This is a genomic window from Bacillus sp. NP247 (genome assembly GCF_018966865.1).
Lineage (GTDB): Bacteria > Bacillota > Bacilli > Bacillales > Bacillaceae_G > Bacillus_A.
In genome coordinates this window covers 1712985-1737457 of sequence record NZ_CP076653.1, presented here as the reverse complement: position 1 = coordinate 1737457, position 24473 = coordinate 1712985, and the positions used below count along the sequence as shown (strand labels likewise).

General features: G+C 37.1%; 23 protein-coding genes and 2 tRNA genes. 22 read left to right on the top strand and 3 right to left on the bottom strand.

Going from position 1 to position 24473, the window contains the following annotated elements; genetic code table 11:
* Nucleotides 1-46 precede the first annotated feature (46 nt).
* From KPL75_RS09140 to KPL75_RS09100, 9 genes are all read left to right on the top strand, one after another.
* On the top strand, nt 47-1342 hold the full coding sequence (locus KPL75_RS09140) for a purine/pyrimidine permease (protein ID WP_219920422.1): 1296 nt from the start codon (nt 47-49) through the stop codon (nt 1340-1342).
* Between the two features lie 165 nt (nt 1343-1507).
* On the top strand, nt 1508-1732 hold the full coding sequence (gerE, locus tag KPL75_RS09135; protein WP_000659484.1) for a spore germination transcription factor GerE: 225 nt from the start codon (nt 1508-1510) through the stop codon (nt 1730-1732).
* Nucleotides 1733-2111: 379 nt separating this feature from the next.
* Nucleotides 2112-2924, top strand: coding sequence for a glutamate racemase (gene racE / locus KPL75_RS09130; RefSeq protein WP_375141019.1), 813 nt, complete (start codon nt 2112-2114; stop codon nt 2922-2924).
* 130 nt (nt 2925-3054) lie between these two features.
* Complete coding sequence (locus KPL75_RS09125) at nt 3055-4104, top strand: GerMN domain-containing protein (protein ID WP_219920421.1); 1050 nt, start codon at nt 3055-3057, stop codon at nt 4102-4104.
* A 131-nt stretch (nt 4105-4235) separates the two neighbouring features.
* Nucleotides 4236-4973 (top strand): ribonuclease PH, encoded by a 738-nt coding sequence (gene rph, locus KPL75_RS09120; RefSeq protein WP_219920420.1) that lies wholly within the window; start codon nt 4236-4238, stop codon nt 4971-4973.
* 11 nt (nt 4974-4984) lie between these two features.
* Nucleotides 4985-5593 carry an XTP/dITP diphosphatase gene (locus KPL75_RS09115; RefSeq protein ID WP_219920419.1) on the top strand — a complete coding sequence of 203 codons (609 nt, stop codon included), beginning with the start codon at nt 4985-4987 and terminating at the stop codon, nt 5591-5593.
* Nucleotides 5594-5606: 13 nt separating this feature from the next.
* A complete protein-coding gene (locus KPL75_RS09110; protein WP_070145014.1) occupies nt 5607-6110 on the top strand; it encodes a metallophosphoesterase in 504 nt (167 codons plus the stop codon).
* Between the two features lie 108 nt (nt 6111-6218).
* Nucleotides 6219-6292 (top strand) — tRNA-Gly (locus KPL75_RS09105).
* Between the two features lies 1 nt (nt 6293).
* Nucleotides 6294-6367: transfer RNA gene (locus KPL75_RS09100), tRNA-Arg, on the top strand.
* Between the two features lie 50 nt (nt 6368-6417).
* Here the strand turns inward: KPL75_RS09100 and KPL75_RS09095 are convergent.
* Complete coding sequence (locus tag KPL75_RS09095) at nt 6418-7032, bottom strand: PH domain-containing protein (protein ID WP_219920418.1); 615 nt, start codon at nt 7030-7032, stop codon at nt 6418-6420.
* A 315-nt stretch (nt 7033-7347) separates the two neighbouring features.
* Between KPL75_RS09095 and KPL75_RS09090 the strand changes: the two genes are divergently transcribed.
* The 7 genes from KPL75_RS09090 to ysxC all read left to right on the top strand — a co-directional run bounded on the left by KPL75_RS09090 (nt 7348) and on the right by ysxC (nt 16787).
* Nucleotides 7348-7596 carry a hypothetical protein gene (locus tag KPL75_RS09090; protein ID WP_001983650.1) on the top strand — a complete coding sequence of 83 codons (249 nt, stop codon included), beginning with the start codon at nt 7348-7350 and terminating at the stop codon, nt 7594-7596.
* Between the two features lie 196 nt (nt 7597-7792).
* Nucleotides 7793-8791: a hypothetical protein gene (locus tag KPL75_RS09085; protein WP_219920417.1), complete on the top strand. Its 999-nt coding sequence runs from the start codon at nt 7793-7795 to the stop codon at nt 8789-8791.
* A gap of 309 nt (nt 8792-9100) precedes the next feature.
* On the top strand, nt 9101-10378 hold the full coding sequence (gene tig, locus KPL75_RS09080) for a trigger factor (protein WP_219920416.1): 1278 nt from the start codon (nt 9101-9103) through the stop codon (nt 10376-10378).
* Between the two features lie 264 nt (nt 10379-10642).
* Complete coding sequence (gene clpX / locus KPL75_RS09075; protein ID WP_000472285.1) at nt 10643-11902, top strand: ATP-dependent protease ATP-binding subunit ClpX; 1260 nt, start codon at nt 10643-10645, stop codon at nt 11900-11902.
* Nucleotides 11903-12008: 106 nt separating this feature from the next.
* A complete protein-coding gene (gene lonB / locus KPL75_RS09070; RefSeq protein WP_199675092.1) occupies nt 12009-13679 on the top strand; it encodes an ATP-dependent protease LonB in 1671 nt (556 codons plus the stop codon).
* A gap of 184 nt (nt 13680-13863) precedes the next feature.
* Nucleotides 13864-16194: an endopeptidase La gene (gene lon / locus KPL75_RS09065; protein WP_219920415.1), complete on the top strand. Its 2331-nt coding sequence runs from the start codon at nt 13864-13866 to the stop codon at nt 16192-16194.
* Nucleotides 16191-16787, top strand: coding sequence for a ribosome biogenesis GTP-binding protein YsxC (ysxC, locus tag KPL75_RS09060; protein WP_219920414.1), 597 nt, complete (start codon nt 16191-16193; stop codon nt 16785-16787). The genes lon and ysxC overlap by 4 nt, the downstream gene beginning before the upstream one ends.
* A 36-nt stretch (nt 16788-16823) precedes the next feature.
* Here the strand turns inward: ysxC and KPL75_RS09055 are convergent, their stop codons facing one another.
* Together KPL75_RS09055 and KPL75_RS09050 are read right to left on the bottom strand one after the other, a co-directional pair.
* Complete coding sequence (locus KPL75_RS09055) at nt 16824-17240, bottom strand: organic hydroperoxide resistance protein (RefSeq protein ID WP_002015349.1); 417 nt, start codon at nt 17238-17240, stop codon at nt 16824-16826.
* A 2-nt stretch (nt 17241-17242) separates the two neighbouring features.
* Nucleotides 17243-17695: a MarR family winged helix-turn-helix transcriptional regulator gene (locus KPL75_RS09050; RefSeq protein ID WP_219920413.1), complete on the bottom strand. Its 453-nt coding sequence runs from the start codon at nt 17693-17695 to the stop codon at nt 17243-17245.
* Between the two features lie 416 nt (nt 17696-18111).
* Here KPL75_RS09050 and hemA point away from each other — a divergent pair, with 416 nt between their 5' ends.
* The 6 genes from hemA (at nt 18112) to hemL (ending at nt 24445) form a co-directional block, all read left to right on the top strand.
* Nucleotides 18112-19443 (top strand): glutamyl-tRNA reductase, encoded by a 1332-nt coding sequence (hemA, locus tag KPL75_RS09045; protein WP_219920412.1) that lies wholly within the window; start codon nt 18112-18114, stop codon nt 19441-19443.
* Nucleotides 19444-19460: 17 nt separating this feature from the next.
* On the top strand, nt 19461-20294 hold the full coding sequence (locus KPL75_RS09040) for a cytochrome c biogenesis protein (RefSeq protein WP_002015354.1): 834 nt from the start codon (nt 19461-19463) through the stop codon (nt 20292-20294).
* A 15-nt stretch (nt 20295-20309) separates the two neighbouring features.
* A complete protein-coding gene (gene hemC / locus KPL75_RS09035; RefSeq protein ID WP_219920411.1) occupies nt 20310-21239 on the top strand; it encodes a hydroxymethylbilane synthase in 930 nt (309 codons plus the stop codon).
* Nucleotides 21240-21241: 2 nt separating this feature from the next.
* Complete coding sequence (gene hemD / locus KPL75_RS09030; RefSeq protein ID WP_219920410.1) at nt 21242-21994, top strand: uroporphyrinogen-III synthase; 753 nt, start codon at nt 21242-21244, stop codon at nt 21992-21994.
* A gap of 172 nt (nt 21995-22166) precedes the next feature.
* Nucleotides 22167-23156: a porphobilinogen synthase gene (gene hemB / locus KPL75_RS09025; protein ID WP_219920409.1), complete on the top strand. Its 990-nt coding sequence runs from the start codon at nt 22167-22169 to the stop codon at nt 23154-23156.
* A complete protein-coding gene (gene hemL / locus KPL75_RS09020; RefSeq protein ID WP_219920408.1) occupies nt 23156-24445 on the top strand; it encodes a glutamate-1-semialdehyde 2,1-aminomutase in 1290 nt (429 codons plus the stop codon). Before hemB ends, hemL begins: the two co-directional genes overlap by 1 nt.
* The last annotated feature ends 28 nt before the right edge of the window (nt 24446-24473 follow it).

The window sequence follows — 24473 nt, the reverse complement described above, 5'->3', positions numbered from 1 at the left end:
TCTTTTTTATTCTTACAATATATTTCGTATAGGAAAGCTAGAAGGGATGAAAAATTTGGACAATCAACATAATCAAAATCATATTATGGGAACTTTGCAATGGTTTATATTTTTATTAGCGAATTCAATCGCACTACCAATTGTTGTTGGTGGGTTATTTCATCTTACGACGGAAGAAATATTTTATTTAATGCAGCGTACGTTTTTTGTGGTTGGTATATCTTCTTTTTTACAAGGATGGCTTGGACATAGACTACCAATTGCGGATGGGCCAGCTGGATCTTGGGTTGGTGTATTTACCGTACTTGCTTATGCAACTGTCGGGCAGGATCAATTACATAGTACACTGCAAATTTTGGAATTAGGAATGATCATTTCCGGTGTTATTTTAATAGGATTAGGAGTAACTGGCTTTATAGGACGTATTTTATTTTTATTTACGCCTGTTGTGACAGGGACATTTTTACTTTTATTATGTTTACAATTAAGCGGTGTATTTTTAAAAGGAATGCTAGGAATTACAGCTACTATTTCTCAAATTGATGGATTTACAGCAATAACCGCGTTTAGTATATTTCTGTTCGTTATTATACTATCTAATTTTGGAAAAGGTTTTGTCAAAAGTTATGCAGTTTTAATAGGATTAGTTAGTGGGTGGATTATTTTCCTAATTGCAGGGAAAGTGACGATTCCATCTCAAGTAACTCATTTTGTGCAACTTCCACATATATTTGCTTGGGGACTTCCAAAATGGAATACAGGCATGGCAGTATCAAGTTTAGTTATGGTATGTATTTTAGTTTCAAATACAGTGGCAGCTATTATAGCGATTAATCAAGCTACGATTCATAAAGCGACTATTGAACAAAAACAGTTGAAGGATGGTACGTGGGTTGGAGGGATTTCGCATATCATTTCCTCTGTATTTTCAACTGTAGGTGTCGTGCCGTTACCAGCAACGGCAGGATTTATACGCTTAACAAAACAAAAATATATACGATCGTTCTTAATGGCATGTGCGTTACTAGTCGTAATGTCTCTTTTTCCAAGTATTATTCGTTACTTAGCATCGTTACCATCCGCTGTTGCATCTGCAGTTTTAATGGCTTCGTTCGTACAGTTAATTGGAATCGGGTTTCATAATATAAAACAAGTGCCGATGAGCGAAAGGAATGTAACGATTTTAGGCGTTGCAGTATTATTTGGCAGTGGCGTTATGTTTTTACCGTCTGGAGCACTCCAATCGTTGCCGTCCGTTATGCAATATATATTCGGGAATGGTTTATTTGTAGGTACGGTTGTAAGTATATTACTAGAACAAATATGGTGCATTCGAAAGTAAGTGGATAAAAAGAGTGTCCGCACTGTATAAAAGTCTAAAATAACATAGGAAATAAAGCCCATTTTCATTCACCACCTGCACATTTCGTTCATACAATATCTTGACTAAATAAACACCCAACTTACACATACACGGCTCTGGCTTAAGCAAGGAGGGTTATACCAGTTGAAGGAAAAAGCGTATCAATCTAAACCTTTACTCACAAAGAGAGAAAGAGAAGTATTTGAATTACTCGTTCAAGATAAAACAACGAAGGAAATTGCAGGTGAACTTTTTATAAGTGAAAAGACAGTTCGCAACCACATCTCAAACGCAATGCAAAAGCTAGGGGTTAAAGGACGTTCACAAGCAGTTGTTGAGCTTCTTCGCATGGGAGAGCTCGAACTATAAGAAAGCAGCCGACTTTTATACAAAGAGTCGGCTATTTTTCTGTTTGTTTCATGCTCTATATGAATGATAAGGATGTTTCATACATAAATAGGTAAGGCTATAAAGAACGCGATAAATAAAATATAGAAATAAAACTCCCGCTATTAATAAAGGTAGCGGGAGTTTTGTTTTGAATGAGTATTTTATATAGAAGAAACCGACTTTCATATAGAAGGTCGGTTGTTTTCTGTCTTGCAAATTATAAAAAAAAGGAGCAAAATAAAAAAGGTCCTGATCTATATAGGTACAAATGAAAAATTTTATACAGGGGCATTTTAAGTTAGCGAACTTAAAGTGTGTAAAATATAATGATAAAATAAGATGATGAATGAGAAAACGGGTGATTAAGTTGAATAGAGCGATCGGTGTTATTGATTCAGGAGTGGGCGGTTTAACAGTAGCGAAGGAATTAATTCGTCAGTTGCCGAAAGAGCGTATTATATATTTAGGAGATACAGCACGTTGCCCTTATGGTCCGCGTTCTCGTGAAGAAGTGCGTCAATTTACGTGGGAAATGACGGAGCATTTATTAGATTTAAATATCAAAATGTTAGTTATTGCGTGTAATACAGCAACGGCGGTTGTATTAGAAGAAATGCAGAAACAATTACCAATTCCAGTAGTTGGAGTTATTCATCCAGGATCACGTACAGCTTTAAAAGTGACAAATACGTACCATGTTGGGATTATTGGAACGATTGGAACAGTAAAAAGTGGTGCCTATGAAGAGGCGCTAAAGTCTATTAATAACCGTGTTATGGTAGAAAGTTTAGCGTGCCCACCTTTCGTTGAGCTTGTAGAGAGTGGGAATTTCGAAAGTGAAATGGCATATGAAGTTGTAAGAGAAACATTGCAACCGCTGAAAAGTACTGACATTGATACGCTTATTCTAGGGTGTACACATTATCCGATTTTAGGTCCTGTTATTAAAAAGGTAATGGGGAATCAAGTGCAATTAATTAGTTCGGGTGATGAAACAGCGCGTGAGGTAAGCACGATTTTATACCATAGTAAGATGTTAAATGAGGGAGAAGAACAAAGTGATCACCTCTTTTTAACGACTGGTAAAATAGGTCTGTTTAAAGAAATTGCATCAAAGTGGTTCGGTCAGCCGATTGAAAATGTGAAGCATATTAATTTAGATACAGAATAATAGTAGATTCATATAAGAGAACTCCTGAGAAATCAGGGTTTTTTTCTGTGTAAGTGGCTATAGCTTGTTCTAAAATATGAAACAGCTCGTATACATAATAGTACAAACTTAGATTTTAGGGGGGAATGGCATGCCTAAATCCACTTTTAAATGGGTTGTTGGTGCTACTGTGAGTGCGATTTTATTATCAGGGTGTGGCTTGTTAAATCAAGAGAAAGCGACAGAACAAATTGATCCGCCAAAAAAAGTTACGTATACAGAAGGTGAAAAGAAAGAAACTGCTAAAAAAGATAAACAAGGGCAAACAGTAAATAGAGAGTTATACCTCGTTGATAAAAATGGATATGTCGTACCGCAAACTATTGCAATGCCTACTCCGAAAGCGAATGAAGTTGTACAGCAAACGTTAGAGTATCTTGTGAAAGATGGACCAGTCACAAATTTATTGCCAAATGGATTTCGAGCAGTCCTTCCAGCGAATACGACGATGACCTTGAATTTGAAAAAAGGCGGGACAGCAGTAATTGATTTCTCTAAAGAAATGAAAAATTATTCAAAAGAAGAAGAGCGTCAAATTGTTGAATCAGTAGCGTGGACTTTGACTCAATTTACAGAAATAAAACAAGTGCAGTTCCAAATAAATGGTGAAAAGTTAGCGAAGATGCCTGTTGCGGGTACACCGCTTGGTGAAGGGATAAGTCGTGCGAATGGAATTAACTTTGATGATGAACAAGTAGCAGATGTGACGCATACAAAACCGGTTACACTTTATTTTATGGCGCAAAATAATAATAAGCAGCAATATTACGTACCGGTAACAAGACGCGTTGCAGAAGGAAAAGAAAATGATTATGCGGCCATTGTGGATGAGCTTGTAAAAGGTCCGATTCAAGGATCGCTACTAAATGATTTTAATCCAGGAGCTAAGCTTATTACGAATCCGAAAGTGCAGGACGGAAATATTACATTAAACTTTAATGAAAATATATTTGTGAACCCAGACAAAAATATGATTTCAAATTATGTGTTGAAATCGTTAGTCTTATCTTTAACGGAAAAACAAGGTGTGAAAAATGTTTCTATTGAAGTGAATGGGAAAGCAAATCTTATGGATGAGAAAGGTGAAAAGTTAATAAAACCTGTTGATCGTCCACAAAACGTGAATACAGGTAGTTTTTAATCGCGAATAATTTGATATACTTATGTAAGAAAGGGGAATTGCTTTTTGAGTTCCCCTTCTTTTATTGTTATACATATCGTACATTTAAATTTGGCTATACTAATGAGAGTATTTATGAGGGGGTTATTTTTATGCGAGTAGATGGTAGAGGAAAAGCAGAGCTACGCCATATACATATTCATACAAATTATTTAAAACATCCAGAGGGATCAGTACTAATTGAAGTTGGGGATACAAAGGTAATTTGTTCAGCGACAATTGAAGAGCGTGTACCGCCGTTTATGCGCGGAGAAGGAAAAGGCTGGGTAACAGCAGAATACTCAATGATTCCGCGTGCGACAGAGCAACGTACAATCAGGGAGTCAAGTAAAGGGAAAGTAACAGGGCGCACAATGGAAATCCAGCGTTTAATTGGACGAGCATTACGTGCGGTTGTTGATTTAGAAGCGCTTGGCGAAAGAACGGTTTGGATTGACTGTGATGTAATTCAAGCGGATGGCGGAACGAGAACAGCTTCTATTACAGGTGCTTATGTAGCGATGGTATTAGCTTTTGAAAAATTATTGCAAGTAGACAAAGTATCTAAAATTCCGGTGAAAGATTATTTAGCGGCAACGTCAGTGGGCATTGTTGAAGAACAAGGTGTCGTTTTAGATTTAAATTATGCTGAAGATTCTAAAGCAGACGTTGATATGAACGTTATTATGACTGGAAAAGGTCAGTTTGTTGAAGTACAAGGAACTGGAGAGGAAGCGACGTTTAGCAGAGCTGAATTAAATGAATTACTTGATGCTGCTGAACAAGGGATTTTCCAACTTGTTGAAAAGCAAAAAGAAGCGTTAGGTGACATCGTATCTCATATAGAGTAGAGGTGGAAAATATGAAGCAAGTTGTTGTAGCGACGAAAAACGTGGGGAAAGTGCGTGAGTTTGCTGAGTTATTTGAGAGATTTGACTTAGAAGTGAAATCTTTACACGATTTTCCTCATATTGAAGAAGTCGAAGAAACTGGTGAAACATTTGAAGAAAACGCAATTTTAAAAGCGGACAGTCTTAGTAGGCAATTGAATTCCATCGTAATTGCGGATGACTCTGGTCTTATTGTAGATGCCTTAAACGGGAAACCAGGTGTATATTCAGCTCGTTTTGCTGGAGAACCGAAAGATGATCAAGCGAATATCGATAAAGTTTTACAAGGGTTAACTGACATCGATTTAGAAAAACGTACAGCTCGTTTTTACTGTGCGCTAGCAGTTGCTTTCCCTGAAGCTGATAAAGAGCCGGTTATTGTAAACGGAACGTGCGAAGGAAAAATCTTAGAACAGCGCCGCGGGGAAAATGGTTTTGGATACGATCCGATTTTTTATGTAGAAGAATATAAAAAAGCGATGGCGGAGCTAAGCTCAGATGAGAAAAATGCGATTAGTCACCGCGGGCGTGCTCTTCGTAAATTAGAAGAAAAAATCCCAGAATGGTTTTTAGAAGAATAAGGGAGAGAGATTGATGAAAGCTTTAATCGTAAGCGATAGTCATAGCTCTGTGAAGGAATTACAGCAGTTAAAAGAGAATTACGAAGGGAAAGTAGATGTCATGATTCATTGTGGTGATTCAGAGCTAACGCCTGCTCACGAAGAGCTGCAAGGTTTCCATGTTGTAAAAGGGAATTGTGATTATGCTAACTTTCAAGATGAAATTGTAACTGATGTAGATGGAATTCGTTTCTTAGTTGTACACGGTCATCGTCATAATGTGAAAATGACATTACAAACGTTAGCGTATCATGCAGAAGAAGTAGGAGCGCAAGTAGCATGCTTTGGACATTCTCATGTATTAGGGGCAGAATTAATTGATGGGATTTTATTTATTAATCCAGGAAGTATTTTGCTCCCACGCTCTCGTGTGGAAAAAACATTCGCTTTATTAGAAATGGATGAAAATCATATAGAAGTTCGTTTTGAAACATTAGACGGACAGCTGGTGGAACAAGCAATTTTTAAAAGAGGATAAGAAAAATTATCCTCTTTTAAAAAAGTGTTGACTTTATAAGTAGTTATGAATATAATAAATATTGTCGATAGGGCAACGGCGCTAACGAAGAAAAATAAAATAACATATGCGGGTGTAGTTTAGTGGTAAAACAAGAGCCTTCCAAGCTCTGGTCGAGAGTTCGATTCTCTTCACCCGCTCCATGTCCCAGTAGCTCAGCCGGATAGAGCATACGCCTTCTAAGCGTACGGTCGGGAGTTCGAATCTCTCCTGGGACGCTAAGAAAACCTTGTTATCTTTTGATAACAAGGTTTTTTGTTTGTTTAAATTAGTTATTAATAAACTTGTCAAAGACAAAACCATAATCTTTCACATTATATTGCTTTTTCGTATCAACGAGCCAGTTAAAGGCAATCTCGTTCATCTCTTTAAATTGCTCTGCTAAATTTACTTGTGCGTTTGAAATACGGCTGAAAGCGTTAGATGCCATATCTAAACTTTTATGCGCATACTGCAATGTAATATCGTTGTCGTATGAAATTTCTTCGATTTTAAGAAGAGCCTTATATAAATCTTTTAATTCTTCAATATGTTTTTTGTGAACATCAATTGAGTAATACTCATCTCCCATTTGAAACTTAATTTCTACATCTAAATCAATTGTACCTGCAGTTTCAAGTGCTACGTTTTTAATTTGATACTTACTATAACTAAAGCGGCGTAGTGTACGTTTTTTGCTTGTCGCGCTTGTACCATCTAGGTGGATTAATCCTTTGTTTGTGAAACAATATTCATCTGATTTTGATTTAATTAGAAAATAAATTTTCTCCCCGTCTTCATGCATTACGTAATCATCAGCATCAACCTTATCATAATCTTTCGGTGTGATAACGGAACCTACATCGCTTAATCCTAAAACATCAGCAGCCATTTTTTTGAACATATATAATCCCCCTTATAAATTAAATTCTTAATTGTACAAAAATATATTAACATGATTTTAAACTTATTTTTGAAATCTTACAATTCTGTAAGGTAAGTGTAAGGAAGTTCGATGGTAACAAATTACTAATCTTATATAATGAAGATAACAACGATAAATGAGGAGGAAGAGATGATGAAAGGATTAATCGTAACGGGTTTAACAGTAGCTTTTGGGTTTGTAGCGTATGAAAAGTTGACATATGTAATTGATGTTGTAAAACATTTAGTAGCGTAGAAAAAACCGCCATGAGAGGGAAAGGGAATGAGTGAATGAATGGAATGGTTATTTGGAATTATAGGTACTTGTAGTGTAGTTTTATTGTTCTTTGTCCCAAGTGGTATACTTAGCTCGACAACAAGTCTGTTCTTTTTAAGCTTGTTTGCTTGTACGATGCTTATTATTATGTTTTTAATGAAGCGAAGTAAACCAATCTTCTATTTTAGCATGATTGTTATGGCAATTATTGTTCTCCAAATTATTACCCTTGTTATATACCCCACAATTATAAAAGCTTTCCATTAATGATGAATCCTCTGCGTCTGTTGCTGAGGGTTTTTGTTTGTGAAAAATGAATTTCATTTAAAAGTTGTTGCTTTTTTGTTATAAAAATAGAATATTCCTATATTTCAAATAAATAATTTCGGAATGTTGTGTTCTCATTACGCATTTGATATATTTACTTTGAAGATCATTAAAATCTAGAAAAAGAGGCGGACGTATGGATAAAAAAGAAAATACGGTCGTATTGTTTCCGCAACTATCAGAACGCTATATTGATAAAGGTTTTTTAGCGTTGAAAGAGCGGGAATTCGAAGATGCATTGCGCTGCTTTGAAATATTACGTCAGTATAATGCAGAAACGGAGCAAACAGAATTAGCTTCCGTTATTTGTTTGCTAGAATTAAAACGTATGGAAGAAGCGAAAGAAAAATGTGAGCAGTTGCTTGAAACAGGGGCTGTACTATTTGGTGATATTCTTGAAACGTATGTAACTATTTTAGTTCAAACAAATGATTATGAAGGTGTCATCGAAACTGTTGAGGAAGTTTTGCAAACGAAAGATATAATTCCTGAGCAAAGGGAAAAATTGGCGCAGCTTGCTTTGTTTGCGCAAGGGATGCTGAATGAAGAAGATATACCGCTAGTGGATTCGAATTTTGAATTAGAAGAATTTACCAATGATCTTTATGGAGAAAACTTTGGTCAAAAGCTAAGAGTGATCCAGAAACTTTCGTTAAAAGACTTGGATCTCGCACTTCCTACTTTAAAGAAATTTTTAATAGACGAAGATCAGCACCCGTATTTAAAAACTTCTATTTTGTATAAAATGGTAGAAAATCAAATAGAAGAAGAGATAGAAGTAGAGAAGTTTGGAAATACGATAAAGGTGATTCCAGCATTTACAGGTCATAATGAGGAGCAATCCGATAAAATTATACATAAATTCTCAAACCGATTAGAGCAAAATTATCCAGATATATTTAGTGCGATGGTTACATACTGGAAAGAATTACAAATTAGCATTTTCCCATTCCCTCTATTAATGGATAAAGTAGAAATTTGGGCTGCCGTCTTAGAGAGAATTGGAAGAAAGCGTTTCGGATTGGCTATTGATGAAGAAGAACTTATGACAGCATACAATATTGAGTTTGAGGAATTTCATATTGCCTATCAATGGTTACTGCGCATTGAAAGAGAAGGGTATTTGCCCGTATAATTATGAAAAAGAATCGTTCAGTTATTGAAACGAGCACATTCTATGTTATAATGTAAGGGTTGCAAAAGGCAGGAATCTGCCTGTTTGTAAGAGAAGAGGAGTATAATTCTCTTACTTAATATGTTTCATATTAGTCTCGAACAAAATATACCGTAGTTGTCTTTTAGACAATTAGTAGATTGGAACATTGTATCTGAAAGCTTTTGCTAGAGGGTTATTTGTACATTTGTTATTTCAAGAAAGAGATAATAAAAATCTTAATCTATAGAGGTATGTGCATACATTATTATAGTTGGAGGGAAAGAATAAATGTCTACAAAATGGGAAAAATTAGAAGGTAACGTTGGCGTTTTAACAATCGAAGTTGATGCTAAAGAAGTAAATAACTCTATCGACGCTGCATTCAAAAAAGTAGTAAAAACAATTAATGTACCAGGTTTCCGTAAAGGAAAAATGCCTCGTCCATTATTCGAACAACGCTTTGGTATTGAATCTTTATACCAAGATGCTTTAGATATCATCTTACCAAAAGCATACGGTGAAGCAATCGATGAAGCTGGTATCTTCCCAGTTGCTCATCCTGAGATTGACATCGAGAAATTCGAAAAAGGCCAAAACTTAATTTTCACTGCAAAAGTTACTGTAAAACCTGAAGTTAAATTAGGTGATTACAAAGGTTTAGCAGTAGAAAAAGTTGAAACAACTGTAACTGACGAGGATGTAGAGAACGAAGTAAAAGCTTTACAAGAGCGTCAAGCTGAACTAGTTGTTAAAGAAGAAGGAACTGTTGCAGATGGTGATACAGCTGTAATCGACTTCGAAGGTTTCGTTGATGGCGAAGCATTTGAAGGCGGAAAAGGCGAAAACTATTCTCTTGCAATCGGTTCTGGTACTTTCATCCCAGGTTTCGAAGAGCAAGTAATTGGTCTTAAATCTGGTGATTCTAAAGAAGTTGAAGTATCATTCCCAGAAGAGTACCATGCTGCTGAATTAGCTGGTAAACCAGCAACATTCAAAGTAACAATTCACGAAATCAAAACAAAAGAACTTCCTGAGTTAAACGACGAGTTCGCTAAAGATGCTGACGAAGAAGTTACAACTCTTGATGAATTAAAAACAAAACTTCGTACAAACTTAGAAGAAGGCAAAAAGCACGAAGCTGAGCACAAAGTACGTGACGAAGTAGTAGAATTAGCTGCTGCTAACGCTGAAATCGACATTCCAGAAGCTATGATCGACACTGAGTTAGATCGTATGGTTCGTGAATTCGAGCAACGTTTAAGCCAACAAGGTATGAACCTTGAGCTTTACTACCAATTCACAGGTACTGACGCTGACAAATTAAAAGAGCAAATGAAAGAGGATGCACAAAAACGTGTAAGAATCAATCTTGTTCTTGAAGCTATCATTGAAGCTGAAAACATCGAAGTTACTGAAGAAGAAGTAACTGCAGAAGTTGAAAAAATGGCTGAAATGTACGGTATGCCAGTAGACGCTATCAAGCAAGCTCTTGGAAGCGTAGACGCTTTATCTGAAGATCTTAAAGTGCGTAAAGCTGTAGACTTCTTAGTAGACAACGCTGCATAATAAAATAACAAGGCGCGATTTTAATCGTGCCTTGTTTTATAAATATAGAAATATATTTATAAAACTTTTCGATGAAGAAGGAAAAGTTCCTTTGTAAGTCGAATATACATATTTCAAAAGTTTTAAAAATTTTTTATTTGTACATAACTAGTCATATTATTTGTATTTCTCGCCACGTAGTGACATAATATGTATTTACATACGATACATTTATCGTGTACATACGAAGGCAAGAGATTAGCACTTTGTAAGGGGTGTGAAAATATGTTTAAATTTAATGATGAAAAAGGTCAATTAAAATGTTCTTTCTGTGGTAAAACACAAACGCAAGTTCGAAAGTTAGTTGCAGGTCCAGGTGTTTACATTTGTGACGAGTGTATCGAGCTTTGTACTGAAATTGTACAAGAGGAGCTTGCGAAGGACGAAGAAGTAGAATTCAAAGATGTACCGAAACCGGTAGAAATTCGTGAAATCTTAGATGAGTATGTCATCGGGCAAGATAACGCGAAAAAAGCACTAGCGGTAGCGGTATATAACCATTACAAACGCATTAATTCTAACAGCAAAATTGATGATGTAGAATTGGCGAAGAGTAATATTTCACTTATTGGGCCAACTGGTAGTGGTAAAACATTATTGGCGCAAACATTAGCGCGTATTTTAAATGTTCCATTTGCGATCGCGGACGCAACATCTTTAACAGAAGCTGGATATGTAGGGGAAGATGTAGAAAACATCTTACTAAAATTAATCCAAGCAGCTGATTATGATGTAGAGAAAGCGGAAAAAGGAATCATTTATATTGATGAGATTGATAAAGTGGCACGTAAGTCCGAAAATCCATCAATTACACGTGATGTATCTGGTGAAGGCGTACAGCAGGCACTTCTGAAAATTTTAGAAGGTACTGTAGCAAGCGTTCCACCTCAAGGTGGTCGTAAGCACCCGCATCAAGAGTTTATTCAAATTGATACAACGAACATCCTATTCATTTGTGGTGGAGCGTTTGATGGCATCGAACCTATTATTAAACGTCGCCTTGGTGAGAAAGTAATTGGATTTGGTGCTGAGAAGAAAAATGCTGATGTAAATGAGAAGCATGTTTTATCTCACGTTTTACCAGAGGATCTTTTAAGATTCGGTTTAATTCCGGAGTTTATCGGTCGTCTTCCAGTTATTGCGAACCTAGAGCCGCTTGATGAAGATGCTCTTGTAGATATTTTAACTAAACCGAAAAATGCACTTGTTAAGCAGTTCCAAAAGCTATTGGAGCTTGACGATGTTGAGTTAGAGTTTGAAGAAGGTGCACTAGTTGAGATTGCGAAAAAAGCAATTGAACGTAAAACAGGTGCTCGTGGACTTCGTTCTATTATTGAAGGCTTGATGCTTGATGTAATGTTCGAACTTCCATCTCGCAAAGATATCGAGAAGTGTATTCTTACGAAAGAAACAGTAGCTGATAATGAACCGCCGAAATTGGTGTTACAAGACGGTACTGTACTTGATACAAAAACATCTGCATAATGCGAAGAAGAAACAGCAATTTTTATAATTGCTGTTTTTCTTTATGTTTAGCACTATTCCTCCCAGGAAATACTAAAAGATAAAACATAGCGGGAGGAAATGAATTATGAGCTGGACAAATATATTTTTACTTGTTCAACTTGTTTTTGGCGTAATTGTCGGATTGTATTTTTGGCATTTACTTCGAAATCAACGAACACAAAAAGTTTCAATTGATCGAGAATCGAAAAAAGAATTAGAGCAGCTTCGTAAAATGCGTGAGGTTTCTTTAACGGAGCCACTTGCGGAAAAGGTACGTCCTACATCCTTTATAGACATTGTAGGGCAGGAAGACGGGATTAAGTCGTTAAAAGCGGCTCTTTGTGGTCCTAATCCGCAACATGTGATCATATACGGTCCGCCAGGTGTCGGAAAGACAGCGGCGGCACGCCTTGTTTTAGAAGAAGCGAAACGAAATCCGAAATCTCCATTTCGTACAAATGCAACATTTATCGAACTTGATGCAACGACAGCTAGGTTTGATGAGCGTGGTATTGCGGATCCATTAATTGGTTCAGTGCATGATCCAATTTATCAGGGAGCAGGTGCAATGGGGCAAGCGGGTATCCCGCAACCGAAAAAAGGGGCTGTAACAGATGCGCATGGTGGTATTTTGTTCATTGATGAGATTGGTGAATTACATCCAATTCAAATGAATAAAATGCTAAAGGTGTTAGAAGATCGGAAAGTGTTTTTGGAAAGTGCGTATTATAGTGAAGAAAATTCGATGATTCCAACGTATATACATGATATTTTCCAAAAAGGTTTACCTGCAGATTTTCGCTTAGTTGGTGCAACGACGCGTTCACCAGAGGAAATTCCTCCTGCAATTAGGTCGCGTTGTTTAGAGGTGTTCTTCCGTGAGTTAGATACAGAAGAAATTCAAAAAGTAGCGAAAAATGCAGCTGACAAAGTGGAGATGCAAGTAGGTGAGAACGGTATCGAAATGATTGGAATGTATGCAAGAAATGGACGAGAAGCAATTAATCTCGTGCAAATTTCTGCTGGTATGGCGATAAATGAAGAACGACCTTTCATTAAAGATGAAGATATTGAGTGGGTTGTTCATTCTAGTCAGCTTACACCAAAGTATGAAAAACGTATTTATCCAATTCCAAGAATCGGTCTTGTGAACGGGCTTGCTGTATATGGGCCGAATACAGGTGCGTTATTAGAAATTGAGGTAACAGCTATTCCTGCGAAAGATAAAGGGTCAGTAAATGTCACTGGAATTGTAGAAGAGGAAAGTATTGGTAGCCAAACGAAATCAATCCGCCGGAAAAGTATGGCGAAAGGTTCTGTTGATAATGTTTTAACAGTACTTCGTTCTCTAGATGTGTTGCCAGAAGGGTATGATATACATATTAATTTTCCTGGTGGTATCCCGATTGATGGTCCTTCAGCAGGTATTGCTATGGCAACAGGTGTCTATTCAGCAGTGCATCGTACGTATGTGAATAATGAAGTAGCGATGACAGGTGAGATAAGTATCCACGGGGAAGTGAAGCCTATTGGTGGTGTGTACGCAAAAATAAAAGCTGCGAAAAAAGCGGGAGCTAAGAAAGTCATCATCCCTGCTGAGAACATGCAACCATTTTTGTATACAATAAAGGGAATTGAGATCATTCCTGTTCGCAAATTAAAAGAAGTATTTGAATTAACATTTATGCAGGAAAATATGCATCGTGAGCTTGATGCACATACTGCTTTGGACGAAACAGATGCACAATCAATGTGAGAATATACAATAATAAAATTTGCCAGACTTCGTTTAAGTTTGTATGCTTAAACGAAGTCTTTTTTCTTTTCGTGAGGCACAAAAAAACAGGGGATTTACAATTGCGAAGAATCTCTGCAATTGCATCTAGATGTATTGTAATATAAAATAGTTGAACAGGAGTTTAATTTATTATGGAGGTGCTATGTCTAGTATGAATACGAATGAAAGAATTGTGCCCCTCCTACCATTAAGAGGCATTCTCGTATATCCAACGATGGTTCTGCATCTTGATGTAGGACGTGATAAATCGATACAAGCACTAGAGCAGGCGGCAATGGATGAAAATATCATCTTTTTAGCAATGCAAAAAGAAATGAATATCGACGATCCGAAAGAAGATGACATATATAGTGTAGGCACAGTGGCGAAAGTGAAGCAAATGTTAAAATTGCCGAACGGTACGCTTCGTGTCCTTGTAGAAGGTTTACATAGAGCAGAAGTAGTAGAGTTTATCGAAGAAGAAAATGTGGTACAAGTTTCTATTAGAACAGTAACTGAAGAAGTAGAAGATGATTTAGAAGAGAAGGCTCTTATGCGTACGTTACTGGAGCATTTCGAACAATATATTAAAGTTTCGAAAAAAGTTTCAAATGAAACATTTGCAACGGTAGCTGATGTAGAAGAACCCGGAAGACTAGCTGATTTAATTGCTTCTCACTTACCGATTAAAACGAAGCAGAAACAAGAGATTTTAGAGATTGTATCTGTGAAAGAACGACTACATACACTTATTTCAATTATTCAAGATGAACAAGAGTTACTTAGCCTAGAAAAGAAAATTGGACAAAAAGTGAAACGTTCAATGGAACGCACGCAAAAAGAATATTTCTTACGTGAGCAAATGAAGGCGATTCAAACTGAACTTGGTGATAAAGAAGGCAAGGGTGGGGAAGTTGAAGAACTTCGTGAGAAAATTGAACAGTCGGGGATGCCTGAAGAAACAATGAAGGCTGCACTGAAAGAGTTAGATCGTTATGAAAAGTTACCTGTAAGTTCTGCTGAGAGTGGTGTCATTCGTAATTATATTGATTGGTTATTAGCTCTCCCATGGACAACAGCAACAGAGGATATGATTGATCTCTCTCATTCGGAAGAAATTTTAAATAAAGATCATTACGGTCTTGAAAAAGTGAAAGAGCGAGTACTTGAATATTTAGCTGTACAGAAGTTAACGAATTCATTAAAAGGACCAATTCTTTGTCTAGTAGGACCTCCTGGGGTTGGGAAAACTTCGTTAGCACGTTCTATTGCAACATCGTTAAATCGTAATTTTGTACGTGTTTCTCTTGGTGGTGTGCGTGATGAATCTGAAATTCGTGGTCACCGTCGTACATATGTAGGAGCGATGCCGGGACGTATTATTCAAGGTATGAAAAAGGCGAAAACAGTTAATCCAGTCTTCTTATTAGATGAGATTGATAAAATGTCCAACGATTTCAGGGGAGACCCATCAGCGGCGTTACTTGAAGTGTTAGATCCAGAACAAAACCATAACTTCAGTGATCATTACATTGAAGAGCCATATGATTTATCGAAAGTTATGTTCGTTGCAACTGCTAATACACTTGCAAGTGTTCCGGGCCCATTGCTTGACCGTATGGAAATCATTTCGATTGCTGGTTATACAGAACTTGAAAAGGTGCACATTGCTCGTGAGCATTTATTGCCGAAACAATTAAAAGAGCACGGTTTGCGAAAAGGTAATTTGCAAGTGCGTGATGAAGCGCTTCTTGAAATTATTCGTTATTATACACGCGAGGCTGGTGTTCGTACGTTAGAGCGTCAAATTGCAAAAGTTTGTCGTAAAGCAGCAAAAATTATCGTTACAGCAGAACGCAAGCGCATTGTTGTAACAGAGAAAAATATTGTTGATTTACTTGGTAAGCATATATTCCGTTATGGTCAAGCTGAAAAAACAGACCAAGTTGGTATGGCAACAGGTTTAGCTTACACAGCAGCGGGCGGCGATACACTTGCAATTGAAGTGTCTGTAGCGCCAGGAAAAGGGAAATTAATTTTAACAGGGAAACTTGGGGATGTTATGAAAGAATCCGCACAAGCCGCGTTTAGTTATATTCGTTCTCGTGCAGAAGAACTTCATATTGATCCGGATTTCCATGAGAAAAACGATATTCATATTCATGTTCCAGAAGGAGCAGTTCCAAAAGATGGACCGTCAGCAGGTATTACGATGGCAACGGCACTTATTTCTGCACTAACAGGTATTCCTGTAAGTAAAGAAGTTGGTATGACAGGTGAAATAACACTTCGTGGCCGTGTATTACCAATTGGTGGTTTGAAAGAAAAAACATTAAGTGCTCACCGCGCAGGTTTAACAAAAATTATTTTACCGGCGGAAAATGAGAAAGATTTAGATGATATTCCAGAGAGCGTAAAAGAAAACCTTACGTTTGTGCTTGCATCTCATTTAGACGAAGTATTGGAGCACGCATTAGTAGGAGTGAAACAATGAAAGTAACAAAAGCAGATATTGTAATTAGTGCCGTTAAGCCGGAACAATATCCAGACAGTGATTTACCAGAAATTGCATTAGCGGGTCGTTCTAATGTCGGGAAGTCTTCCTTTATTAATAAAATTTTAAATCGTAAAAAGTTAGTACGTATTTCTTCTAAACCAGGAAAAACGCAAACGCTGAACTTTTTCTTAATCAATGAAATGATGCATTTTGTTGACGTTCCAGGTTATGGATATGCGAAAGTATCTAAAACAGAGCGCGCGGCATGGGGCAAGATGATTGAGACTTACTTTACAACACGTACGCAATTAGACGCAGCTGTATTAGTAGTTGATTTACGTCACCAACCAACAAAAGATGACGTGATGATGTATGATTTCTTAAAGCATTATGAAATCCCAACAATTATTATTGCAACGAAAGCCGATAAAATTCCGAAAGGGAAATGGCAAAAGCATTTAAAAGTTGTAAAAGAAACGCTTGCTGTTGAAATTGGCGATGAAATCGTTCTATTCTCTTCTGAAACAGGACTTGGAAAAGAAGAAGCGTGGAAGGCAATTCATAGAATGACAAAAACAAAAAACGCGTGACGAATGTCGCGCGTTTTTTTTATTTACTAAATTCTTTTATCTTACGTTTAACGTAACCTCAATATTACCTCTTGTTGCTTTCGAATAAGGACATACACCGTGAGCAGCTTCTACAAGTTCTTGTGCTTCAGCGTGAGAAACGCCAGCAACATGTACGTCAAGTACAGCGGATAGTCCGAAACCACCATCTGTATCTTTGCCGATAGAAACGTGTGCAGTTACTTCTGTACTTTCCACTTTCATACGTTTTGTACGAATGACAAGTTGCAATGCACTGTCAAAACAAGCTGCATAACCAGCTGCAAATAATTGTTCTGGATTTGTTGCCTCCCCACCAGCACCACCTAGTGCTTTCGGCATTTTCACATCAAGATTTAATATGCCATCATCTGAAACTACTTTCCCGTTTCTTCCACCTGTTGCTGTTACTGAAGCAGTATATAATTTATCCATGTTTATTCCCCTTTTCTATCATTAATTGTTTTCATCGTTTCAATTAATTTATTTAATTGGATTAGTAAAGAACGATATTCTTGCTCTGTAATCCCTAAATTTGCAGCCATTGTTGTCGGTAATGAACAAGCCTTTTCTTTTAAATCTTTACCTTGTTCTGTTAATTCAATACAAACTTTTCGCTCATCTTCTTTTGAACGAACACGTTTTACAAAATTTAATGATTCCATCCGTTTTAACATAGGTGTTAACGTGCCGGAATCTAGAAATAGACGTTCTCCAATTTCTTTTACTGTTAGTCCGTCTTGTTCCCATAGTACGAGTAAAGTAATGTACTGGGGGTACGTAATGCCCATTTCGTCTAAATACGGCCGATAAAAACGTGTAACCTCTCTAGAACAGGCGTAAATAGAAAAACAAAGTTGGTTATCTAGATGCAAAGAATCTTCTGTCATGAATAACTCCTTTCTAATTAAGTTGTACACAATTTAATTTTGTAAAATCAATATAACGAAAAAGAAACACAATGTCAAATACATTGTATTGAGAAAGTGTGTACTATATTTTGGAACAATCATACATATTTTCCTTCATGATGAAAGAAGATAGAAAAGATGATGTTATAATTAATATGGAATAGTTTCCATCACTTGATTATGAGGACTTTTTTTGGTAACGTACAAATAGAGTTATTATTTTATAATTATTATAAAGTAGAGAGTTCTTTATTAATCTTACTGAAGCTCCTTTATTACATATGGAGAATAAATAAAAAATAATCAGTTGTTCACACGATTGTCAGATTCATAAGAGGAAAGTTGTATTATGATAGTAGATAAAGTGATAAAACGGGTGAAGGGGGACATGCTGCGTGCATATTCTTGTTGTTAGTGTAAATTATCGAACAGCCCCTGTAGAATTTCGTGAGAAACTCACATTTCAGGCAGCAGAGCTAGAGCAAGCAATGACTACATTACAAAACCAAAAGAGCGTGCTAGAAAATGTCATTGTATCAACTTGTAATCGCACTGAGATTTACGCTGTTGTCGATCAATTACACACGGGACGGTATTACATTAAGAAGTTTTTAGCTGATTGGTTTCAGCTTGAAATAGAAGAAGTCGCACCATACTTGTCTATTTTTGAACAAGATGGCGCAATAGATCATTTATTCCGCGTAACGTGCGGTTTAGATTCTATGGTTGTTGGAGAGACACAAATTTTAGGTCAAATAAAAGATAGCTTTTTAGAAGCACAACAAGTAAAAGCGACAGGTACAATTTTTAATGAGTTGTTTAAGCAAGTGGTTACGTTAGCAAAACGTGCGCACTCAGAAACAACGATTGGTGAAAGTGCGATGTCTGTTAGTTATGCTGCTGTTGAGCTCGGAAAGAAAATATTTGGCGATTTAACAGATTGTCATGTACTTATTCTTGGTGCGGGTAAGATGGGTGAACTTGCACTGCAAAACTTATACGGAAGTGGAGCTCGTAAAGTAACAGTTATGAATAGGACGCTTACGAAAGCGGAAGTGATGGCTGAGAAATATATGGGACATGCAAAGCCTTTAAGTGAATTGCAATGTGCATTATTAGAAGCGGATATTTTAATTAGTTCAACGGGTGCATCAGAATATGTTATTACGAAAGAAATGATGACAAAAGTAGAGAGAATGCGCTCTGGTCGTCCGTTATTTATGGTTGATATTGCAGTACCACGTGATATTGATCCTGCGATTGATGAATTAGAAGGCTCTTTCTTATATGATATCGACGATCTGCAAGGTGTAGTTGAAGCAAACCGTGCTGAACGTTTAAAAGAAGCAGAGAAAATTCAATTTATGATTGAAGAGGAAATGGTTTTATTTAAAACGTGGTTAAGTACGCTTGGTGTTGTGCCGTTAATATCGGCTCTTCGTGATAAAGCGCTAGCAATTCAAAGTGATACGATGGAAAGTCTTGAGCGAAAAATACCAAACCTTAGTGATCGTGAGAAAAAAGTAATTAGTAAACATACGAAAAGTATTATTAATCAATTGTTAAAAGACCCAATTTTAGTAGCTAAAGAACTAGCTGTTGAAGAGGGAGCCGACGAAAAATTAGCTTTATTTGCGAAGATTTTTGATTTAGAAGTGGAAGAAGCGGGAAATACGGAAGAAGTAGAACATAAAAGAGCGTGGACACCATCCGTTCCATCTTTATAACTTGGAAGGATGATCGGATGAGTTTTTTAAATAACAGTATTATTTATCATATTGCAATTATTTTATATGCTTGTAGCATTAGTTTATATTTTATAGATTATTTTCAAAGTAACCGAAAGGCGAACCGATTTGCTTTTTGGTTACTTTCGATTGTATGGGTATTGCAGTCTATCTTTATGTTGCTGAGGGCTACAGATTCAGAAACGAATCCTATTTTAACTTTATTGTCAGGGATTTATTTTTATGTTTGGTTATTGATTACGATGTCATTAGTCATTAATCGATTTATGCGCATTGACTTTTTAGTTTTTTTTACAAATGTTGTAGCATTTGGCGTAAGCGCTTTTTCTATTTTTACACCGCTCGGAAAGATGTCGCCAGTACTTGCAGAGCAATTAGTTTCAGAACTTGTATACGTGCATGTCGGTATGGCGATTATTTCTTATGCAACATTTACTGTATCGTTTATTTTTTCTATTATGTATTTATTGCAATATCGTCTATTAAAAAAGAAAAAGTGGAATGCGAGATTAAGAAGATTAGGGAATTTGCCGAAGCTTGAATCTATGTCTTACGGATTAAATTTATTTTCTGTTCCGTTTTTCTTATTAGCAATTATATTAGGATGCATATGGGGATATACAAAATTGGATAATTTCCATTGGTATGATACGAAGGTAATCGGGTCCTTTGTCGTTCTATTTGTATATTGCGTGGGCTTATATTTACGAGCGGCAGATGTGTTGCAAGGTAAGAAAATTGTGCAGTGGAATATCGGGGCATTTCTCGTAATGCTAGTTAACATTTTTCTATTAAGCAGTTTATCTAATTTCCACTTTTGGTATTTATAATGAGGAGAGAGAATTATGCGCAAAATTATTGTAGGTTCACGAAAGAGTAAACTAGCATTAACACAAACTAATTGGTTTATTGATCAATTAAAAGCGCTTGGTTTACCATATGAATTTGAAGTGAAAGAAATTGTCACAAAAGGTGATGTTATTTTAGATGTTACTCTTTCAAAAGTAGGCGGAAAAGGTTTATTTGTAAAGGAAATTGAACACGCGTTACTTACGAAAGAAATTGATATGGCTGTACATAGTATGAAAGATATGCCAGCTGTACTTCCAGATGGATTAACGATTGGTTGTACACCAAAGCGCGTTGACCCTCGTGATGCTTTTATTTCTAAAAACGGAGAATCGTTTAAAGACTTAGAAGAAGGCGCGATCTTAGGGACGAGTAGTTTGAGACGTAGTGCACAATTACTAGCTGCGAGACCAGATTTACAAGTGAAATGGATTCGCGGGAATATCGATACCCGCTTACGTAAGTTAAAAGATGAAGATTACGATGCAATTATTTTAGCGACAGCTGGATTACAGAGAATGGGCTGGGACGGAGAAGTTATTACAGAACATTTAGATGAAACGTTATGTGTACCAGCCGTAGGACAAGGTGCATTAGCGATTGAATGTCGTGAGGATGATAAGGATTTACTTCAGTTGTTATCGCATATGAATGATGCAGTAACAGAAAGAACAGTGGCAGCGGAGCGAGTATTTCTTCATAAACTTGAAGGTGGATGCCAAGTTCCAATTGCTGGGTATGCAACTCTTACAAAGGATGATGCAATCGAATTAACAGCACTTGTCGGTTCTATGGACGGCTCTGTTTTATTGAAAGAGATAGTAGTAGGCAATGATCCGAAGCAAGTTGGATTAGAGGCTGCGGACCGTTTAATTAAACAAGGAGCGAAAGAGCTCATCCTTGCTGCAAATAAGGAGCAACAATAAATATGGATGCTCTCGCTGGCAAAATAGTATTGATTACACGTGCCCAGCATCAAGCGAAACAAATGAGTGTAGCAGTGAAAGAAAGGAGCGGAATTCCATTGGAAATTCCGCTTTTGCGTATGGAAGGCACATCTCATAGGCGAATTCAACGTATAACAAGGCAACTACATTCGTATGACTGGGTTATTTTTACGAGTAAAAATGGTGTAGCTTTTTTTCTAGATGATTTGAAAAAGAAAATGCCATTAACTATTAAAATCGCTGCGGTAGGCGTGAAAACAAAATTAGAGTTAGAAAAAAGGGGCTATCAAGTTCATTTTGTTCCGACCTCATTTGTTGCAGAAGCATTTGCCGAAGAGTTTCTAAAAGAATTAAGTGGAAACGAGCGTATTTTATTTCCGAAAGGGAATTTAGCAAGAGATGTAATCCCGGTTAAACTTAGGGAGTTTGGTGTTTTTCTAGATGAGCTAATCGTATATGGTACGAAGGTGAATGTAGAGAAAAAACAAGAACTTATAGCAGCATTGAAATTAGGGGAAGTAAATATTATTACATTTACGAGCCCTTCAACTGTTGATAGTTTTGTTCGTTTACTTGAGGGCACAAACTGGAGAGAATGGACAAAAAAATGTACAATTGCTTGTATAGGGCCTATTACGGAAAAAGAGGCGCTCCTTTATTTTCCACATGTTATTGTGCCGAAAGAGTACACTGTAGAAGCATTACTACAATGCATTTGTGAATATATAAAGTGAAACTTTAATCAGTGGGGGTTTTGTTCATCCCCCACTGATTATTAGTTGAACCAATCGGGCGTTTACGGGCAGTTGATCTCCCGCCTAACTTCTTTACTCCAGCCGAATTTTGAGGTGGGGGTCTTACTGCCCGTTAATGCGGGATAAAATAAAAGAATGGGGATAGAAATCTATGAACTCTTTACAATTTAATCGTCATCGTCGCTTAAGACAAAGCGGGGGCATGCGTGCGCTTGTGCGTGAAACGTTTTTACATACGGAAGATTTTATTTACCCTATTTTTGTATTAGAAGGAGAGAATGTTCGTAATGAAGTTCCTTCTATGCCAGGCGTATATCAAATGTCTTTAGATTTATTGCAAGCTGAAATACAAGAGGTTGTTGATTTAGGTATTCGTTCTGTTATTGTATTTGGTTTACCTGCTGAAAAGGATGAAGTTGGATCATCAGCATATTGTGATCATGGAATTGTACAGCGTGCCATTAAGCAAATTAAAGGTGAGTTCCCTGAGTTAGTAGTAGTTGCGGATACATGTTTATGTCAATTCACAAGCCATGGTCATTGCGGTGTAATTGAAGATGGTATTATTTTAAATGACGAGTCTCTTGCAGTTCTTGCGAAAACAGCTGTAAGTCAAGCGAAAGCAGGAGCGGACATTATTGCGCCATCAAACATGATGGACGGATTCGTAACAGCAATTCGCCATGCGTTAGATGAAAATGGTTTTGGACACGTACCAGTTATGTCGTACGCTGTGAAATATTCATCAGCATTTTATGGACCGTTCCGTGATGCTGCACATGGTGCACCGCAGTTTGGTGACCGTAAAACATATCAAATGGACCCGGCGAACCGTATGGAAGCATTCCGTGAAGCAGAATCAGATGTAATGGAAGGTGCTGATTTCTTAATTGTAAAGCCAGCTCTTTCTTACTTAGATATCATTCGTGATGTGAAAAATAACTTTAATTTACCAATCGTTGCTTACAACGTAAGTGGTGAATATTCAATGATTAAAGCGGCAGCGCAAAATGGTTGGATTAATGAAAAAGAAGTTGTGCTTGAAAAATTGATTAGCATGAAACGTGCAGGAGCAGACTTAATTATTACGTATCATGCGAAAGATGCAGCAAGATGGTTACAAGAAGGGGGCGCTAAATAATGAAAAAGTTTGATAAGTCGATTGCGGCGTTTGAAGAGGCTCAAGATTTAATGCCTGGAGGCGTAAATAGCCCTGTTCGTGCTTTTAAGTCTGTTGGTATGAATCCGCTGTTTATGGAGCGCGGAAAAGGCTCTAAAGTATATGATATCGATGGGAATGAATACATCGATTACGTATTATCGTGGGGACCTTTAATCCATGGTCATGCGAACGATCGTGTTGTTGAGGCTTTAAAAGCTGTTGCTGAAAAAGGAACAAGCTTTGGTGCACCAACAGAAATTGAAAATAAATTAGCGCAGCTTGTTATTGAGCGTGTACCATCAATTGAGATTGTGCGTATGGTTAACTCTGGAACAGAGGCGACAATGAGTGCATTGCGTTTAGCTCGTGGTTACACTGGACGTAACAAAATTTTGAAATTCATTGGTTGTTATCACGGCCATGGTGATTCTTTATTGATTAAAGCAGGTTCGGGTGTAGCGACGCTAGGTTTACCAGATAGCCCTGGTGTACCAGAGGGTGTAGCGAAAAATACGATTACAGTAGCGTACAACGATTTAGAAAGTGTAAAATATGCTTTCGAACAATTCGGTGATGACATCGCTTGTATAATTGTAGAACCAGTGGCAGGGAATATGGGTGTTGTTCCCCCGCAACCAGGATTTTTAGAAGGACTTCGTGAAGTGACAGAGAAAAACGGTGCACTACTTATTTTTGATGAAGTAATGACAGGATTCCGTGTTGCGTATAATTGTGGACAAGGTTACTACGGCGTAACTCCTGACTTAACTTGTTTAGGTAAAGTAATAGGTGGTGGCTTGCCGGTAGGAGCATACGGTGGTAAAGCAGAAATTATGCGTCAAGTTGCACCAAGCGGACCGATTTATCAAGCCGGAACATTATCGGGTAATCCACTTGCAATGACAGCAGGTTATGAAACGCTAGTGCAGTTAACGCCAGAATCATATGTGGAATTTGAGCGTAAAGCAGAAATGTTAGAGTCTGGACTACGTAAGGCAGCTGAAAAGCATAATATCCCGCATCACATTAATCGTGCAGGTTCTATGATTGGCATTTTCTTTACAGATGAGCAGGTTATTAATTATGATGCAGCAAAATCTTCAAACTTAGAATTCTTTGCAGCTTACTATCGTGAAATGGTAGAACAAGGTGTATTTTTACCACCTTCTCAATTTGAAGGTTTATTCTTATCGACAGCACATAGTGATGCAGATATTGAGGCGACAATTGCGGCGGCCGAAATTGCAATGTCAAAATTAAAAGCATAATTTCTTAGAGAAAATCGCTTTCCATTAG

Bases quoted from the DNA above. Each gene is read 5' to 3' on its own strand.
- KPL75_RS09140 (WP_219920422.1), top strand. From the start codon at position 47: ATGAAAAATTTGGACAATCAACATAATCAAAATCATATTATGGGAACT.
- KPL75_RS09125 (WP_219920421.1), top strand. From the start codon at position 3,055: ATGCCTAAATCCACTTTTAAATGGGTTGTTGGTGCTACTGTGAGTGCG.
- rph (WP_219920420.1), top strand. From the start codon at position 4,236: ATGCGAGTAGATGGTAGAGGAAAAGCAGAGCTACGCCATATACATATT.
- KPL75_RS09115 (WP_219920419.1), top strand. From the start codon at position 4,985: ATGAAGCAAGTTGTTGTAGCGACGAAAAACGTGGGGAAAGTGCGTGAG.
- KPL75_RS09110 (WP_070145014.1), top strand. From the start codon at position 5,607: ATGAAAGCTTTAATCGTAAGCGATAGTCATAGCTCTGTGAAGGAATTA.
- KPL75_RS09095 (WP_219920418.1), bottom strand. From the start codon at position 7,032: ATGTTCAAAAAAATGGCTGCTGATGTTTTAGGATTAAGCGATGTAGGT.
- KPL75_RS09090 (WP_001983650.1), top strand. From the start codon at position 7,348: ATGGAATGGTTATTTGGAATTATAGGTACTTGTAGTGTAGTTTTATTG.
- KPL75_RS09085 (WP_219920417.1), top strand. From the start codon at position 7,793: ATGGATAAAAAAGAAAATACGGTCGTATTGTTTCCGCAACTATCAGAA.
- tig (WP_219920416.1), top strand. From the start codon at position 9,101: ATGTCTACAAAATGGGAAAAATTAGAAGGTAACGTTGGCGTTTTAACA.
- clpX (WP_000472285.1), top strand. From the start codon at position 10,643: ATGTTTAAATTTAATGATGAAAAAGGTCAATTAAAATGTTCTTTCTGT.
- lonB (WP_199675092.1), top strand. From the start codon at position 12,009: ATGAGCTGGACAAATATATTTTTACTTGTTCAACTTGTTTTTGGCGTA.
- lon (WP_219920415.1), top strand. From the start codon at position 13,864: ATGTCTAGTATGAATACGAATGAAAGAATTGTGCCCCTCCTACCATTA.
- ysxC (WP_219920414.1), top strand. From the start codon at position 16,191: ATGAAAGTAACAAAAGCAGATATTGTAATTAGTGCCGTTAAGCCGGAA.
- KPL75_RS09055 (WP_002015349.1), bottom strand. From the start codon at position 17,240: ATGGATAAATTATATACTGCTTCAGTAACAGCAACAGGTGGAAGAAAC.
- KPL75_RS09050 (WP_219920413.1), bottom strand. From the start codon at position 17,695: ATGACAGAAGATTCTTTGCATCTAGATAACCAACTTTGTTTTTCTATT.
- KPL75_RS09040 (WP_002015354.1), top strand. From the start codon at position 19,461: ATGAGTTTTTTAAATAACAGTATTATTTATCATATTGCAATTATTTTA.
- hemC (WP_219920411.1), top strand. From the start codon at position 20,310: ATGCGCAAAATTATTGTAGGTTCACGAAAGAGTAAACTAGCATTAACA.
- hemD (WP_219920410.1), top strand. From the start codon at position 21,242: ATGGATGCTCTCGCTGGCAAAATAGTATTGATTACACGTGCCCAGCAT.
- hemB (WP_219920409.1), top strand. From the start codon at position 22,167: ATGAACTCTTTACAATTTAATCGTCATCGTCGCTTAAGACAAAGCGGG.
- hemL (WP_219920408.1), top strand. From the start codon at position 23,156: ATGAAAAAGTTTGATAAGTCGATTGCGGCGTTTGAAGAGGCTCAAGAT.